The sequence below is a fragment of the Streptomyces sp. NPDC046859 genome (assembly GCF_040645135.1).
Lineage (GTDB): Bacteria > Actinomycetota > Actinomycetes > Streptomycetales > Streptomycetaceae > Streptomyces.
Genome location: NZ_JBEYXR010000013.1, coordinates 35,185 through 50,937, shown reverse-complemented (window position 1 = coordinate 50,937; position 15,753 = coordinate 35,185). Strand labels below are relative to the sequence as shown.

Sequence of the window (15,753 nt, the reverse complement as noted above, 5' to 3'; positions counted from 1 at the left end):
TCCCCGCAGGACAATGCTGGACATCCCCTCACGAGTGCGTGTACATGTGGAGACACTGCCGGCGGCGCAGAATGACATGGGGGTTTGCGATGCTTTTGAGCAGTACGCACCGGTCGGAAAGCCGGACGCCATGAACGCCCCTCACCCTCCGAAAGTGGCCGGAATCGATTCAACGGTTCCCTCACCCGCACACACTGTCCCGCCCACACCCGCAGCCCCGGAGGCCACGGCGGTCGCCTCACCGCACGCGCCGGGCACACTGCTCCAGGACCGTCTCGCCGGCTGGGTGTCGGACCTGACCACCCTGCACGAACTCACCGAGCGCCTGGTCAGCACCGGCACGCTCGACGAAGCCCTCCAGGAACTGCTGCGCGCCGGAGCCGCCCTCGTGGGCGCCCGGCGCGGTCTCGTCGTCCTGGAACCGGGTGACGGACAGGGGCCCGACACCACCATCGGCCTGGGTCTCGCCCGCGCCGACCTCGGGCACATCGAGACCGTGCCGCGCAGCGCGACGGCGTACGGGCGGATCCTCGACGGGCTGCCCGGCGGCGACGGCGAGATCACCGAGCCCGACCTGCTCTCCGGGGACGGACTGGACCCGCGCCACCGCGAGGTCGCGGCCCGCCTCGGCTACGCCGCCAGCTACGCCCTGCCGCTGTCGACCGAGGGCGCCGCGCGCCTCGGCGCCGCCGTCTGGCTGTACGACGAGCCCGCCGAACCGGGCGAGCGCCAGCGCCACCTCGTCGGCCTCTACACCCGGTCCGCGGCCGCGCACCTGGCCCGGCTCGTCGAGCTCGAACGCACCCGCGCGGCCATGCGGACCATGACCGAGGAACTGCTGCCCGCCCGGCTGCCCCGGACGGCCGGCGTGCAGCTCGCCGTGCGGCACGGCACCGGGCCGCGTGGCGGCGGTGACTGGTACGACGCGCTGCCGCTGCCGGACGCCGCGCTGGGTCTCGCGGTCGGCTCGGTGACCGGGTCGGGCCCGAGCGCCGTCGCCGCGATGGGCCGGCTCCGGGCCAGCCTGCGGGCGTACGCCGTCATGGAGGGCGAGGACCCGGTGGCGGTCCTGTCCGACCTGGAGCTCCTGCTGCGGCTCACCGAGCCGGCCCGGTCCGCGACCGCGCTGTTCGCCTACTGCGAGCCCGCCCTGCGCAAGATCACGCTGGCCGGCGCGGGCCACAGCCCGCCGCTGCTCATCGGGGAGCGGCGCACGGAGTTCGTGGAGACGTCCGTGTCCGCGCCGCTCGGGATGCTGGCCTGCTGGGAGGCGCCCAGCGTGGAGCTGACCGTGGAGGCCGGGGAGACGGTGCTGCTCTACACCGACGGGCTGCTGCACCGTACCGGCGACCCCACCGACCGCGCCTTCGCCCGGCTGCACTCGGCGGCCGCCAGGGTGCCCAGGGCGATGCGGCAGGACCCGGAGGCGGTCGCCGACCACGTGCTGCAGACCGTGCTGCCCGAGGGGCTGGACCACACCGACAGCGACGAGGACGTCGTCCTGCTGGCCGCTCGCTTCGCGTGACGTCCCGCGGGCCCTCGGTGACCGCCCCATAACAGGCGCGTGGCCTGCGCCATAGCAGCGGCGGACGGCTCGTCCCGCACTCTCCGGACCGGGCGGCCGCGACCGTACGATGGACGGGGTCGAATGCCGTATCGAGGAGGATGACCGTGGCCGACGAGCTCACCCCGGAGACCCCGGAAGAGACGGAAGAGCCGATCAAGCAGCGCAAGAACGGCCTGTACCCGGGCGTGTCCGACGAGCTCGCCGAGAACATGAAGTCCGGCTGGGCCGACACCGAGCTGCACGACCTCGAGCCGATCCCGCAGGCCGCCGAGACCGCCGCCCGCCGCGCGGCGTTGTCCGAGCGGTTCCCCGGCGAGCGCCTGGTGATCCCGGCGGGCAACCTGAAGACGCGCTCCAACGACACGGAGTACCCCTTCCGGGCCTCCGTCGAGTACGCGTACCTCACCGGCAACCAGACCGAGGACGGCGTGCTCGTCCTCGAGCCCGTCACCGACGGCCACGAGGCCACGATCTACCTCCTGCCGCGCTCCGACCGCGAGAACGGCGAGTTCTGGCTCTCCGGCCAGGGCGAGCTGTGGGTCGGCCGGCGGCACTCCCTCACCGAGGCGGAGAAGCTGTACGGCATCCCCGCCTCCGACGTGCGCGAGCTGCCCGAGAAGCTGCGCGAGGCCACCGGCCCGGTCCGGCTCGTGCGCGGGTACGACGCCGGCATCGAGGCCGCGCTGACCGACAAGGTCACCGCCGAGCGGGACGCGGAGCTGCGGGTCTTCCTGTCCGAGGCGCGGCTGGTCAAGGACGACTTCGAGATCGGCGAGCTGCAGAAGGCCGTCGACTCCACCGTGCGCGGCTTCGAGGACGTCGTGAGGGTCCTCGACAAGGCCGAGGCGACCTCCGAGCGCTACATCGAGGGAACGTTCTTCCTCCGCGCGCGCGTCGAGGGCAACGACGTCGGCTACGGCTCCATCTGCGCCGCCGGCCCGCACGCCTGCACACTGCACTGGGTGCGCAACGACGGACCCGTGCGCTCCGGCGACCTGCTGCTGCTGGACGCGGGTGTCGAGACGCACACGTACTACACCGCCGACGTCACGCGGACGCTGCCCGTCGACGGCACGTACACCGAGATCCAGAAGAAGATCTACGACGCCGTGTACGACGCCCAGGAAGCCGGTATCGCGGCCGTGAAGCCGGGCGCGAAGTACCGCGACTTCCACGACGCCGCACAGCGGGTTCTGACCGAGCGGCTGGTCGAGTGGGGGCTCGTCGAGGGCCCGGTCGAGCGGGTGCTCGAGCTCGGGCTGCAGCGCCGCTGGACGCTGCACGGCACCGGGCACATGCTCGGCATGGACGTGCACGACTGCGCCGCCGCGCGCGTGGAGTCGTACGTCGACGGCACGCTGGAGCCCGGCATGGTGCTGACCGTCGAGCCGGGCCTGTACTTCCAGGCCGACGACCTGACCGTGCCGGAGGAGTACCGCGGGATCGGCGTGCGGATCGAGGACGACATCCTCGTCACCGCCGACGGCAACCGGAACCTGAGCGCCGGGCTGCCGCGGCGGTCGGACGAGGTCGAGAGCTGGATGGCCGCGCTCAAGGGCTGAGGTCCGGAGGCGGACGGACACAGGACGGCCGGGTGCCCCGCGGGGTGCCCGGCCGTCGTCGCCGCTGGGGGTGGGGGTTGGACCTGCATCTCGCGTTCGCCGCGGGCGAGGGGCGCCGGGCGGGGCTGGAGCGTGCCCTGCGCGGCGCCGTGCGGGACGGGCGGCTCGCGCCCGGGGAGCGGCTGCCCGCCACCCGGCAGCTCGCCTGGGAGCTCGGTGTCTCGCGGAACACCGTGAAGGCCGCCTACGACCAGCTCGTCGCCGAGGGATATCTGACCGCCCGCCAGGGCTCGGGCACGCGGGTCGCCGCGCTGCCACCCGTCGAGGCGGGGCCTGCCGGGGCCCGCGCGCCGGCGCCCGCGCCGCGGTTCGACCTGCGGCCCGGCAGCCCGGACGTCGGGGCGTTCCCGGCGGCGGCCTGGCTGCGTGCGCTGCGCTCGGCGGTCACGAGGGCGCCCTCCCTCGCCTACGACTACGGCGACCCGCGCGGGCGGATCGAGCTGCGGACCGCGCTGTCGGGCTACCTCGGCCGGGCCCGCGGTGTGGTCGCTCCCCCGGAGCGCATCGTGATCACCTCCGGGTACGTGCAGGGGCTGGCGCTGCTCACCCGGGTGCTCGACGGCGGCCCGGTCGCCCTGGAGGACCCCGGGCTGCCGTTCCACCGGGAGGTCGTGCGGCGGCACGGGGGTGCCGTGGTGCCGCTGGAGGTCGACGGGCGCGGGGCGAGCGTCCCCGGGGAGTGCGCCGCCGTCGTCGTGACGCCCGCGCACCAGTACCCGACCGGGGTGACGCTCCACCCGGAGCGGCGGCGGGCGCTCACCGAGTGGGCCCGTACGCGGGGCGCCCTGATCGTGGAGGACGACTACGACGGGGAGTTCCGCTACGACCGGCAGCCGGTCGGCGCCCTCCAGGGCATGGCGCCGGGCCAGGTGGCGTATCTGGGGACCGCCTCGAAGACGCTCGGGCCCGCGTTACGGCTCGGCTGGATGGTGCTGCCGCCGCACCTCGTGGACGCGGTGGCCGATGCCAAGCTGCACAGCGACCACCACACCGAGTCCCTGGGGCAGTTGGCGCTCGCCGAGCTGATCGACAGCCACGCCTACGACCGGCACGTACGGTCCTGCCGACTGCGTTACCGGCGGCGCCGCGACCAGCTCCTGGACCGGCTGGGGGCGCGCACCCGGGTGCGGGGGATCGCGGCCGGGCTGCACGCCCTCGTGGAGGTCGACGACGAGGAGCGCGTGCTGGCGCGGGCCCGGGCGCACGGACTCGCGGTGGGACGGCTGGGCGACCACTGGCACACACCGGACGCGGACAGGCCGCAGGGGCTGGTCGTCGGGTACGGCACGCCCCGCGAGGGGGCCTACCGGGAAGCGCTGGAGGTGCTGGCGCGGGTTCTGGACGAGGGATTGGGCCCCTGAGAAGCCCCTGGAATGGGCCTCCTGCCGGGCCCACTCCCTCTCTACGGTCGTGTCATGACCACCCGTCTTCTCCCGCCCGCCGGTCCCCGGCGCGTCCTCGCCCTGGCCCAGTTGAGCAACTCGGTCGGCGACGGCGCCTACTACACGACGTCCGCGCTGTACTTCACCCAGATCGTGGGGCTCGGCCCCGCACGCGTGGGCCTCGGGCTGACCGTCGGCTGGGCGGTCGGCTCGCTGGCCGGGGTGCCGCTCGGCCGGCTCGCCGACCGGCGCGGACCGCGCGGGACGGCGGTGCTGCTGGCCCTGGCGACGGGGCTGGCCGTGGCGTCCTTCACGATCGTGCGCGGGTTCCTGCCGTTCGTCCTGGTCGCCTGCGCGTACGCCGCCGCGCAGTCCGGCCTCGCGGCGGCCCGCCAGGCGCTGCTCGCGGGGCTGGTGTCCACCGGGGAGCGCACGGGGCTGCTGGCCCATCTGCAGTCGACGCTCAACGCCGGTCTGGCCGTGGGGGCCGGGCTCGGCGGGCTCGCGCTGCACGCCGGGACGCGGACGGCGTACCTGGCGGTGTTCACGCTGGACGGGCTGAGCTTCCTGCTGTGCGCGGGGCTGCTGCTGCGCCTGCCCGCCGTCCGGGCCGGGTCCGGCCGGCGTCCCGGAGGGCTCGGGGTGCTGCGCGACCGGCCGTACGCGGTGCTCGCGCTGCTCAACACCGTGCTGCTGCTGCGGCTTCCGCTGCTCAGTCTCGTCCTGCCGCTGTGGATCACGCGGCGGACCGACGCCCCCGCCTGGATGGTCTCGGCCCTGTTCGTGCTCAACACCGGTGCCGTGATGGCGCTCCAGGTGCGGGTGGCGCGCGGGGTGACGGGACCGGCCACGGCGACGCGGGCGATCCGGCGGGCCGGCTGGGTGATGCTCGCCGCGTGCGGGGCGTTCGCCCTGAGCGCGGGGGCCCCGCTGTGGATCGGCGCCGGCGTACTGGTGCTGGGGGCGGTGCTCCAGGTGATCGCCGAGATGGGGCAGTCGGCGGGGTCCTGGCAACTGTCGTTCGACCTGGCCCCGCAGGGGCGCACCGGGGAGTACCAGGGCCTGTTCGGGACCGGTGTCACCGTCGCCCGGACCCTCGGCCCGCTCCTGCTGACGTCGCTGCTCGTGGACTGGGGGACCCCGGGCTGGCTGACGCTGGGCGCGGTGATGCTGGCCGCGTCGTACGCGATGGGTCCGGCGACGCGGCACGCCCTCGGCCGGCGCGAGCCCGGGCGGGCGGGGGAGCCGGCGGTCGTGCCGGTGGCGTGACGGGGTGGCTCAGGCGGGCATCAGGGCCGGGTCCTTCTTCCACTTGAGGATCTTCTCGAAGCTGACCACGGCCCCGCCGCGGCCCGGCAGGCTGCCGAACTGAACGTGGTCCGCGAGCTGTTCGATGAGACACAGCCCCCGGCCGTGCTCGGCGTCCGAGGCGACCGGGCGGGCGGCCCGGCGCGGCGGGGTGAAGCCCGGGCCGGAGTCGGCGACCTCGATGTGGCACCGCTCGCCGTCGAGGTAGGCCGTGACGCGGTACGCCTGGGGCGAGCCGTCCGGGGCGGGGGCGCCGCCGTGCTCGACGGCGTTGGCGCAGGCCTCGCTGAGGGCGACGGAGAGGTCGTAGGAGATGTCGGGGTCCACCCCCGCGGTCTCCATGGTGCCCATGAGCAGGCGCCGGGCGAGTGGCACGCTCGCGGCGTCGCGCCGCAGATGGAGTGACCACCAGATGCTCATGCTCCAGCCTCCTGGCTGCGGCTCGACATACCGATACGTATTGCCGCGTGTGACCGCCCGTAAGCACATCCGTGACGTGATGCCGCCCATATGGTCGATGCGCCTATGCATGAATCGGTGTATGTGGTGGCGGGCCACACCAGAACGTGAGCTTCCGGCCGTATGTCATCTTGCGGACCTGCCGTATGGCGGCCGTAGGGCCAATGGGATGATGAGCCCGCCATGTCTGCCCCCCACCCGCGCACAGCGCGCGCCGGAAGCGATCTCCGGGTACTGCGGGCCGCGGTCTTCGCCGCGGTCTGCGTCGTGCTGGCCGGGGTCGGGCACGCGCTCGGCTCGTGCGCCGCGATCCCGCTGTGGACGCTGGGCGCCGGGTTCCTGGGGGTCGTCCTCGTCACGGTGCCGCTCACCGGCCGGGTGCGCTCGCTGCCCGGCACGGCCGCGCTGCTCGCCGCCGGACAGACCGTCCTGCACACGCTGTTCGGGCTCGGACAGCACGGGGCGGTGACGGCCGGGGCGTCCTCCGCGGCCTCCGGTTCCGGACCGGTGCCCGACGCGGCGCTCGTCGAGCAGGCGGCGCGGCTCGTGTGCGGCACCGCCGCCGCTGCGATCAGTCCCGTCCAGGCCGAGCGGATCCTCACCGACGCCCGGATCGGCCCGGGGGCCGGGGCGCGGGCCGCACACGTCCACGCGGACTCCGTGGCGTCGGCCGTGGACGCGACGTCCTTCTCGCTGCTGCCGTCCCTGCCGATGCTGCTCGGCCACCTGCTCGCGGCGCTCGTCGCGGGATGGCTGCTGCGGCGCGGGGACCTGGCGGTGCTGCGGATCGCCGAGATGTCCGCGCTGTCGGCGCACGCGGTTGCCGAAGGCGCACTCGTACGTTCCCTGCGCGGGGCGCTCGCGCTGGTGCGCGCCCTGCGGGCCGGGCTGCCGGGAGCGCCCGTGGCGGGCCCGCGCCCTCCGCGGGCCGAGGGACACGCTCTGCCCACCCCGCGCACCGTCGTCCTCCAGCACACCGTGATCAGGCGCGGCCCGCCGGCCGCCGCCGCGCTCTGCCTCGCCGCCTGACACGACGCGACCACTACTCCACCCACGGGTGCGAAGAGGCCGCCGTCGTGCGGCACGCGCGCGTGCGCCCGTCTCCCGGCCGTGGGGCGGTCCGGCACGCCGGTCCCGGTGACCGGTTTCGCGCCGATCCCCCGTGATCGGGCACCTCCGCGCACGCGTACTCCTCTTCACCCCCGGAAATCCCGTATCTCACTCACAGTGGAGTGCTCCGAATGAAGGCCTCTCGTCTCGCCGCCGCCGGCACCCTCGCCGGCACCGCCGTGCTCGCCCTGTCCGCGCCCGCGTTCGCCCATGTCAGCGTGCAGCCGGAGGGCGAGGCCGCCAAGGGCGGTTACGCGGTCGTCGACTTCAAGGTGCCCAACGAGCGCGACAACGCCTCGACCACCAAGCTCGAGGTCACCTTCCCGACCGACCACCCGCTGGCGTCCGTGATGCCGCAGCCCGTCCCCGGCTGGAAGGCCGAGGTCACCAAGTCCACCCTGGACAAGCCGCTGGAGCTGCACGGCCGGAAGATCACCGAGGCCGTCAGCAAGGTCACCTGGACCGCGGACGGCAAGGGCGTCGAGCCCGGCTTCTTCCAGAAGTTCCCCCTGTCCGTCGGCACCCTCCCCGAGGACACCGACCAGCTCGTCTTCAAGGCGGTGCAGACGTACTCCGACAAGGAGGTCGTCCGCTGGATCGAGGTGCCGCAGGAGGGCCAGGAGGAGCCCGAGAACCCGGCGCCCGTGCTCCAGCTGTCCGCCGCCGAGGAGGGCGGCCACCACGGCTCGGCCTCCGCCGGCAAGAGCTCCCACGACGCCGAGGCCGCCTCCGCCAAGACGTCCGCCGCCGAGCCCGCCGACAGCAGCGACACCACCGCCCGCGTCCTGGGCGTGGTCGGCATCGTCGTCGGCGCGCTGGGCGTGGCCTACGGCGTGCTCGCCGGCCGGCGGCGCACCACCGCCTGACCCACCCCGAACCCATACCTCGGGTCGTCCCCGGGTCCCCGTCCGCACACGCCGGCCGGGGCCCGGGGGCGTCCCCCGGGAGACTGCACATGCGTAAGAAGACCTTCGCGGCGGCGGCCCTGCTCGCCGCCGCCACCCTGACCCTGACCGCCTGCGGCGGCGGTGACGACGGCGCCTCGCCGGTGACCGTGGTCTCCGAGGAGGCCGGCTCCGACAAGGCCGCCATCGTCCTCGACAAGCCGTTCGAGAAGCCGGACCTGGTCCTCACCGACACCCACGGCGAGAAGTACGACCTGCGCAAGGAGACGGCGGGCAGGCCGACGCTGATCTACTTCGGCTACACCAACTGCCCCGACGTCTGCCCGACCACCATGAGCAACATCGCCGTGGCCAAGAAGCAGCTGCCCAAGGCCCAGCAGGACGAACTGCGCGTCGTCTTCGTCACGACCGACCCCGAGCGGGACACCGCCGCCGCGCTCGGCACCTGGCTCAAGGGCATCGACCCGCAGGTCGTCGGCCTGACCGGCGACTTCGACACCATCCAGGCCGGCGCCCGCACCCTGGGCATCTCCATCGAGGCGCCGCACAAGGACAAGAACGGCAAGGTCGTCTCCACCCACGGCACCCAGGTCGTCGCGTTCTCCCCGAAGACCGACGCCGGGTACGTCCTCTACACCGAGGACGCCTCGGTGGACGACTACACCAAGGACCTCCCCGTGCTCATCAAGGGGGCCCGGCCGTGAGCCGTCGCGGCGCACCCGTCGCGATCCTGGCCGGGGCGATGCTCCTCGCGGGCTGCGGCTCCGGGGACTCGGCGGCCGACCTGTCCGTCAGCGGCTCCTACATGCCGCAGCCGGTGTCCGGCTCGATGGCGGCCGGCTTCCTGACGGTGACCAACTCGGGCGGTACGGAGGACAAGCTGACCTCCGTGACCAGCGACATCGGCGAGGTGACCGCCCACGTGACGGTCGACTCCGCGATGCAGGAGGCCGAGGACCTCACGGTCCCCGCGCACGGGACCCTCGTGTTCCGCAGCGGCGGCAACCACCTGATGTTCGAAAAGCTGAAGCGGAAGCCCCAGCAGGGCGAGAAGGTGACCGTGAAGCTCCACTTCGCGGACTCGGGCACCGTCACGGTCGGAATTCCGGTGAAGTCCGCGACGTACAACCCGAAGACCGGACACTGAGGGAGAGATCGCCTTGACGTCAACCATCGCCCCCCGGGTCCGGACGCTGGTGCTGCTGCTCCTGGCCGCCACCGGTCTGCTCCTCGCCGGCGCCGGCCCGGTCTCCGCGCACGCCGCGCTGACCGGCAGCGACCCCCGGCAGGGGGCGGTGGTGGACAAGGCCCCGCAGCAGGTCTCGCTGACCTTCTCCGAGAAGGTCGCCCTGTCCGACGACTCCTTGCGCGTCCTCGACCCCAAGGGAAGGCGCGTGGACCGCGGCGACCCCGTCGGCACCGGCGGGACGACCTACGCCGTGAAGCTGCACGGCGGCCTGCCCGACGGCACGTACACCGTCACCTACCAGGTGGTGTCCGAGGACAGCCACCCCGTCGCCGGGGCCTACACCTTCTCGATCGGCGCGCCCTCGAAGACCTCCGTCGCCGTCGACGGGCGGGGCGCGGGCGGCGGAGTCGTCGGCGTGCTCTACGGCTTCGGCCGGTACGTGTCGTACGCCGGGTTCATCGTCCTGGCCGGCGGCGCGGCGTTCGTGCTCGGCTGCTGGCGGCGCGGGACGGCCGTGCGGTCGATGCAGCGGCTCGTGGTGTCCGGCTGGCTCGCGCTGACGGCTGCCACGCTCGGGCTGCTGCTCATGCGGGGCTCCTACACCCGTAGCGGGAAGGTCGGTGACATCTTCGACCTGGATCTGCTCGGGCAGGTCCTCCAGACCAAGACCGGCGCGGCCCTCGTCTCGCGGCTGCTGCTGCTCGCCGCGGCGGCGCTGTTCATCGCGGTGCTGTTCGGGGCGTACGACAAGCGGGACGACGAGGAGAAGCGGGACCTCACCTTCGGGCTCGCGATCGGCGGGACCGTCGTGGCGGCGGGGCTCGCGGCGAGCTGGGCGATGTCCGAGCACGCCTCGACCGGGCTCCAGCCGGGGCTGGCCATGCCGGTCGACGTCCTGCACCTGCTGGCCGTCGCGGGCTGGCTGGGCGGGCTGACCGCGCTGCTGGTGGCCCTGTACCGGGCGCCCGCGGAGACGCCCGTCGACGGGGCGGCCGTACGGCGGTTCTCGCAGCTGGCGTTCGGCAGCGTGCTGACGCTCGTCGCGACCGGCATCTACCAGTCGTGGCGCCAGCTCGGATCGTGGTCGGCGTTCACCGGCACCCGGTACGGGCAACTGCTGCTCATCAAGATCGGGCTCGTGGTGCTGCTGGTCGGCATCGCGTGGATCTCGCGCCGGTGGACGGCACGGCTGGCGGAGTCCGGCGTGGCGGAAGCGGATGCCGGGAAGGTGACGGCGGACGAGGCCGAGAAGGAGCACGTCACCACCGGTGCCGGTACGTCCGCCGCGGTGAAGGGCGCGTCCGGGACCGGGGCGGGCGATGCCTGCGGAGCCGGTTCCGCCGACGTCGGCGGCGACCCCGAACGGGCCACGCAACTCGCCCGGCAGCGGGCCGCCGTCGACACCGCCCGGCGCAAGCGGGAGCGCGACGCCGACCCGAACCGCTCCGGGCTGCGCCGCTCGGTGCTCGCCGAGGCGGGTGTCGCCGTCGCGTTGCTCGCCGTCACGACGATGCTGACGTCGACCGAGCCCGGCCGTACCGAGGAGCAGGCCGCGGCGGCCTCCTCGTCCGCGACCGCCGAGGCGAACGCCGCCGGGGCGCTCACCCTGGACATGTCCTTCGACACCGGCGGCGAGGACGGCAAGGGCGTCGTGCGGATCGACCTCGATCCCGCGCGCGCCGGCTCCAACGAGATGCACGTCTACGTGCAGCGGTCCAACGGACGCGCCTTCGACGTCCCCGAGGTGAAGGTCGCCTTCACCCTGGAGTCGCAGGACATCGGGCCGTTGCCCGTCGTCCCCGACCACATCTCCACCGGACACTGGTCGGCGAGCGGGGTGCAGATCCCCATGGCCGGCGAATGGAAGGTCGCCGTGACCGTGCGCACCTCCGACATCGACCAGGCGACCGTCTCCAAGAACGCGCAGATCGGCTGAACCCCACCATGACCGACCAGTCCCTCCCCCAGGCCCGCACGCAGGCGGGCGCCGCCGCCCCTGACGCGGGCGCCACCGGGAGCCCGGCCACGGGCGGGCTCTCGCGACGCCGGCTGCTCGGGACCGCCGGGGCGACCGGTCTGGTGCTCGGCGCGGCCGGCGGGGCGACCGGATACGCCGCCCGTCCGGCCGGGGCGGCCCCGCTCAGTTCGCTCGGGGCGGGGGAGGTGATGTTTCACGGGAAACATCAGCCCGGCATCGTGCAGCGACTCCAGGCGCGCGGTCACCTCGTCGCCTTCGACCTGGTGGCGGGCGCCGGGCGCAAGGAGGCGGCGGCGCTGCTGCGCCGCTGGTCGGAGACGGCCCGGCGGCTGATGGCGGGTGAGGCCGCCCGGCAGGACGACACGGGGGTCGCCCTGGACGCCGGACCGTCCTCCCTGACGATCACCTTCGGTTTCGGGCACAGCTTCTTCGCCCGGACCGGACTCGAGAAGCAGCGCCCGGTCGCGCTTGATCCGCTGCCCGAGTTCTCCTCCGACCGACTGGACAAGGCACGCGGCAACGGCGACCTGTGGGTGCAGATCGGCGCCGACGACGCGCTGGTCGCCTTCCACGCGCTGCGGGCCGTCCAGAAGGACGCGGGCCGGGCCGCACGGGTCCGCTGGCAGATGAACGGCTTCAACCGGTCTCCCGGCGCCACCGCACACCCCATGACGGCACGCAACCTCATGGGCCAGGTGGACGGCACCCGCAACCCGAAGCCGGCGGACGCCGACTTCGACCGGCGGATCTTCGTCCCGGAGTCCGGCTCGCAGGACCCGGCGTGGATGGCGAACGGCTCCTACGCCGTCGTACGCCGCATCCGGATGCTGCTCGACGACTGGGAACAGCTCTCCGTCAAGGAGCAGGAGGACGTCATCGGGCGCCGCAAGGCCGACGGTGCCCCGCTGACCGGCGGCACCGAGACGACCGAGATGGACCTGGAGAAGACGGACCGGGCGGGGAACCTGGTCGTGCCGCTCAACGCCCACGCGCGCATCACCCGGCCCGACCAGAACGGCGGGGCCGCGATCCTGCGCCGGCCGTTCTCCTACCACGACGGCATCGACGCGGACGGGGTGCCGGACGCCGGTCTGCTCTTCATCTGCTGGCAGGCCGACCCGCTGCGCGGCTTCGTCCCCCTCCAGCGCAAGCTCGACCGGGGCGACGCGCTGTCGCGGTACGTCCGGCACGAGGCGAGCGGACTGTTCGCGGTGCCGGGCGGGGCGGCCGAGGGGGAGTACGTGGGGCAGCGGCTGCTGGAGGGGTGAGGACGAGCCGGAGGCCGGGTCGCCCCCGGCGGCCGGGGGCGGCGACCGGCGGTGCGCGCGTCGCCCGCGCGGGTGGCCGGGGCCGGAAGGCGCACGCCCCGTTTCGCCAGGCCCATTAGGGTGATGTCATGCCAGCGAGCTATGCCTATCTGGGCCCCGAGGGCACCTTCACCGAGGTCGCCCTGCGCACGCTTCCCGAGGCCGCGACCCGGGAGCTGATCCCGTACGTGTCCGTGCAGTCCGCGCTCGACGCCGTGCGCGCCGGCGAGGCGGAGGCCGCGTTCGTGCCGATCGAGAACTCCGTGGAAGGCGGCATCACGACCACGCTCGACGAGCTGGTCGCGGGCGCACCGCTGACGATCTACCGCGAGGTGCTGCTGTCGATCACCTTCGCGCTGCTGGTCAGGCCGGGCACCGAGCTGTCGGACATCAAGACGGTCTCCGCTCATCCGGCGGCGCAGCCCCAGGTGCGCAACTGGCTGAGGAACAACCTCCCGGACGCCCACTGGGAGTCCGCCGCGTCGAACGCGGACGCCGCGCGTCTGGTCCAGGAGGGCCAGTACGACGCCGCCTTCGCCGGTGAGTTCGCCGCCGCCCGGTACGGCCTGGTGGCGCTGGAGACGGAGATCCACGACGCGGAGAACGCGCAGACCCGATTCGTGCTGGTCGGCCGGCCCGCCCGGCCCGCCGCGCCGACCGGAGCGGACAAGACGTCGGTGGTGCTGTGGCAGCGGGACGACCATCCCGGTGGGCTGCGGGACCTGCTCGGCGAGTTCGCCACCCGCGGGATCAACCTGATGCTGCTCCAGTCCCGTCCGACGGGCGCGGGCATCGGCAACTACTGCTTCTGCATCGACGCCGAGGGGCACATCTCCGACCGCCGGGTCGCGGAGGCCCTGATGGGGCTGAAGCGGATCTGTCTGCAGGTGCGGTTCCTGGGCTCGTATCCGCGGGCGGACCTGCGGCCCTCGGACGTGGAGCCGCCGCGCCTGGGGACATCGGACGAGGAGTTCGTGGCGGCGGCGGACTGGGTGGCGCGCTGCCAGGACGGGCGGTTCTGAGCGGCGCCGGTCCTGAGCCGGCCGCAGGCCCCCGTCTGCTCTCGGCCGGTCCTACCTGCTGATCGTCGTTATCCACAGAAGTTTTCCACAGGTCCGCATCTCGACCTGGGGACAAGTCGACAGGCAAGGGTGAGTCTGTCGACAAATCGGTCCTCAGCGCCCTTCTGCGTCCACCTTCGCGCACATCACCCTTCGTCCACCCCTTCCCCTTGCGCCACCCTTTGGGGCGACCACTATCCCCCCAAAGGTGCGGGTGGGGCGGGTTTGTCCTGGGAATCCTCAATAAGATCACCATCTTACGGAGTGATCAATTCCGGCATCCACAGTTCTTCCACACACCCTGTGGATAACTTTTCGGAGCCTGGCGGTCCCTGTGGACAAGAACCCTCCAAGTCCCGCTGCCCGCAAGGGAATCCGGTCAACGGACCGCCCCGCAAGTGCTTCTTCCAGGGAGCCGGGCGCACTTCATTGACACGGCTCGCAATCCCCTCATAACGCGACGTAAGACGTGTATCGGAATAGTGAGTCGTGGGCGCGTACCGTGCCCCGGTAGCCTGGGGCACGTGATTGACCTTCGCCTGCTCCGTGAGGACCCCGACCGAGTGCGCGCCTCGCAGCGCGCCCGTGGAGAGGACGTCGCGCTCGTCGACTCCCTCCTGTCCGCCGACGAGCGGCGCAGGTCGTCCGGCGTCCGCTTCGACGAACTCCGCGCCGAGCAGAAGCAGCTCGGCAAGCTCATCCCCAAGGCGTCCGGGGACGAGAAGGCGGAGCTGCTGAAGAAGGCCGGCCAGCTGGCCGCCGACGTCAAGGCCGCCGACGCCGAGCGCGACGCCGCCGACGCCGAGACCCAGGAGCTGCTGGCCCGGCTCAGCAACCTGGTGCACCCCGACGTCCCGGTCGGTGGCGAGGAGGACTTCGTCACGCTGGAGACCCACGGCGAGATCCGCGACTTCGCCGCCGAGGGCTTCGAGCCGAAGGACCACCTGGAGCTCGGCTCCCTGCTCGGCGCGATCGACGTCGAGCGCGGCGCCAAGGTCTCCGGCTCCCGCTTCTACTTCCTCACCGGCGTCGGCGCCCTCCTGGAGTTCGCCCTGGTGAACGCGGCGATCGCCCAGGCCACGGCGGCCGGCTTCACGCCGATGGTGACGCCCGCGCTGGTGCGTCCCGAGTCCATGGCCGGCACCGGCTACCTGGGGCAGGACGCCGAAGGCGTCTACTACCTGGAGAAGGACAACCTCTACCTGGTGGGCACCTCCGAGGTCTCCATCGCCTCCTACCACCGCGACGAGATCCTCGACGCCGACAAGCTGCCCCTGCGCTACGCGGGCTTCTCGCCCTGCTTCCGCCGCGAGGCCGGTTCGCACGGCAAGGACACCCGGGGCATCTTCCGCGTGCACCAGTTCGACAAGGTGGAGATGTTCTCCTTCGTCGACCCGGCGGACAGCCAGGCCGAGCACCGGCGCCTGCTGGAGTGGGAGAAGCAGTGGCTGACGTCGCTGGAGCTGCCGTTCCGCGTCATCGACGTCGCCTCGGGCGACCTGGGCTCCTCGGCGGCCCGCAAGTTCGACTGCGAGGCGTGGATCCCGACGCAGGGCAAGTACCGCGAGCTGACGTCCACCTCGGACTGCGGCGAGTTCCAGTCCCGCCGCCTGTCGATCCGGCTCCGTGACGGCAAGCAGATCAGGCCGCTGGCCACGCTCAACGGCACCCTGTGCGCCGTCCCGCGCACGATCGTGGCCCTGCTGGAGAACCACCAGCAGGCCGACGGCTCCGTCCGGGTCCCCGAGATCCTGCGCCCCTACCTGGGCGGCCGCGAGGTCCTGGAGCCGGTGGCCAAGTGAGCGGCACCGCCTGCGCCGACGACACCGAGGGCGTCGCGGCCGGTCTCCGGGCCGGCCGCGACG

Annotated in this window: 13 protein-coding genes; 12 read left to right on the top strand and 1 reads right to left on the bottom strand. The window is 73.2% G+C overall.

The features are described 5' to 3' along the window. Positions 1-13: 13 nt before the first annotated feature. The 4 genes from ABZ899_RS20330 to ABZ899_RS20315 all read left to right on the top strand — a co-directional run bounded on the left by ABZ899_RS20330 (position 14) and on the right by ABZ899_RS20315 (position 5,840). Complete coding sequence (locus ABZ899_RS20330) at positions 14-1,525, top strand: PP2C family protein-serine/threonine phosphatase (RefSeq protein WP_361348231.1); 1,512 nt, start codon at positions 14-16, stop codon at positions 1,523-1,525. Positions 1,526-1,671: 146 nt separating this feature from the next. After that, complete coding sequence (locus tag ABZ899_RS20325; protein ID WP_361347867.1) at positions 1,672-3,129, top strand: aminopeptidase P family protein; 1,458 nt, start codon at positions 1,672-1,674, stop codon at positions 3,127-3,129. A gap of 77 nt (positions 3,130-3,206) precedes the next feature. Beyond that, positions 3,207-4,550, top strand: coding sequence for a PLP-dependent aminotransferase family protein (locus ABZ899_RS20320; protein ID WP_361347865.1), 1,344 nt, complete (start codon positions 3,207-3,209; stop codon positions 4,548-4,550). Positions 4,551-4,604: 54 nt separating this feature from the next. After that, a complete protein-coding gene (locus tag ABZ899_RS20315) occupies positions 4,605-5,840 on the top strand; it encodes an MFS transporter (protein WP_361347862.1) in 1,236 nt (411 codons plus the stop codon). Positions 5,841-5,849: 9 nt separating this feature from the next. Here the strand turns inward: ABZ899_RS20315 and ABZ899_RS20310 are convergent, their stop codons facing one another. Next, positions 5,850-6,299 carry an ATP-binding protein gene (locus tag ABZ899_RS20310; RefSeq protein ID WP_361347859.1) on the bottom strand — a complete coding sequence of 150 codons (450 nt, stop codon included), beginning with the start codon at positions 6,297-6,299 and terminating at the stop codon, positions 5,850-5,852. A 222-nt stretch (positions 6,300-6,521) separates the two neighbouring features. On the opposite strand from ABZ899_RS20310, the gene ABZ899_RS20305 reads away from it, so the two are divergent. The 8 genes from ABZ899_RS20305 (at position 6,522) to serS (ending at position 15,690) form a co-directional block, all read left to right on the top strand. Further along, positions 6,522-7,367 carry a hypothetical protein gene (locus ABZ899_RS20305; protein ID WP_361347856.1) on the top strand — a complete coding sequence of 282 codons (846 nt, stop codon included), beginning with the start codon at positions 6,522-6,524 and terminating at the stop codon, positions 7,365-7,367. 212 nt (positions 7,368-7,579) lie between these two features. Further along, a complete protein-coding gene (locus ABZ899_RS20300) occupies positions 7,580-8,314 on the top strand; it encodes a YcnI family protein (protein WP_361347853.1) in 735 nt (244 codons plus the stop codon). An 89-nt stretch (positions 8,315-8,403) separates the two neighbouring features. Beyond that, positions 8,404-9,057, top strand: coding sequence for an SCO family protein (locus ABZ899_RS20295; RefSeq protein WP_361347850.1), 654 nt, complete (start codon positions 8,404-8,406; stop codon positions 9,055-9,057). Between the two features lie 38 nt (positions 9,058-9,095). After that, positions 9,096-9,500 carry a copper chaperone PCu(A)C gene (locus tag ABZ899_RS20290; RefSeq protein ID WP_361348228.1) on the top strand — a complete coding sequence of 135 codons (405 nt, stop codon included), beginning with the start codon at positions 9,096-9,098 and terminating at the stop codon, positions 9,498-9,500. A 13-nt stretch (positions 9,501-9,513) separates the two neighbouring features. Then, positions 9,514-11,478 (top strand): copper resistance protein CopC, encoded by a 1,965-nt coding sequence (locus ABZ899_RS20285; RefSeq protein ID WP_361347847.1) that lies wholly within the window; start codon positions 9,514-9,516, stop codon positions 11,476-11,478. Between the two features lie 8 nt (positions 11,479-11,486). Further along, positions 11,487-12,788: an iron uptake transporter deferrochelatase/peroxidase subunit gene (gene efeB / locus ABZ899_RS20280; RefSeq protein ID WP_361347844.1), complete on the top strand. Its 1,302-nt coding sequence runs from the start codon at positions 11,487-11,489 to the stop codon at positions 12,786-12,788. A 128-nt stretch (positions 12,789-12,916) separates the two neighbouring features. After that, on the top strand, positions 12,917-13,849 hold the full coding sequence (gene pheA / locus ABZ899_RS20275) for a prephenate dehydratase (protein WP_361347841.1): 933 nt from the start codon (positions 12,917-12,919) through the stop codon (positions 13,847-13,849). Positions 13,850-14,412: 563 nt separating this feature from the next. Beyond that, on the top strand, positions 14,413-15,690 hold the full coding sequence (gene serS, locus ABZ899_RS20270; RefSeq protein WP_361347838.1) for a serine--tRNA ligase: 1,278 nt from the start codon (positions 14,413-14,415) through the stop codon (positions 15,688-15,690). The last annotated feature ends 63 nt before the right edge of the window (positions 15,691-15,753 follow it).

What these genes read in the sequence shown, in the direction of transcription:
- ABZ899_RS20330 (WP_361348231.1), top strand. Translation starts at nt 14, where the DNA reads ATGCTGGACATCCCCTCACGAGTGCGTGTACATGTGGAGACACTGCCG.
- ABZ899_RS20315 (WP_361347862.1), top strand. Translation starts at nt 4,605, where the DNA reads ATGACCACCCGTCTTCTCCCGCCCGCCGGTCCCCGGCGCGTCCTCGCC.
- ABZ899_RS20310 (WP_361347859.1), bottom strand. Translation starts at nt 6,299, where the DNA reads ATGAGCATCTGGTGGTCACTCCATCTGCGGCGCGACGCCGCGAGCGTG.
- ABZ899_RS20305 (WP_361347856.1), top strand. Translation starts at nt 6,522, where the DNA reads ATGTCTGCCCCCCACCCGCGCACAGCGCGCGCCGGAAGCGATCTCCGG.
- ABZ899_RS20300 (WP_361347853.1), top strand. Translation starts at nt 7,580, where the DNA reads ATGAAGGCCTCTCGTCTCGCCGCCGCCGGCACCCTCGCCGGCACCGCC.
- ABZ899_RS20295 (WP_361347850.1), top strand. Translation starts at nt 8,404, where the DNA reads ATGCGTAAGAAGACCTTCGCGGCGGCGGCCCTGCTCGCCGCCGCCACC.
- ABZ899_RS20290 (WP_361348228.1), top strand. Translation starts at nt 9,096, where the DNA reads ATGCTCCTCGCGGGCTGCGGCTCCGGGGACTCGGCGGCCGACCTGTCC.
- efeB (WP_361347844.1), top strand. Translation starts at nt 11,487, where the DNA reads ATGACCGACCAGTCCCTCCCCCAGGCCCGCACGCAGGCGGGCGCCGCC.
- pheA (WP_361347841.1), top strand. Translation starts at nt 12,917, where the DNA reads ATGCCAGCGAGCTATGCCTATCTGGGCCCCGAGGGCACCTTCACCGAG.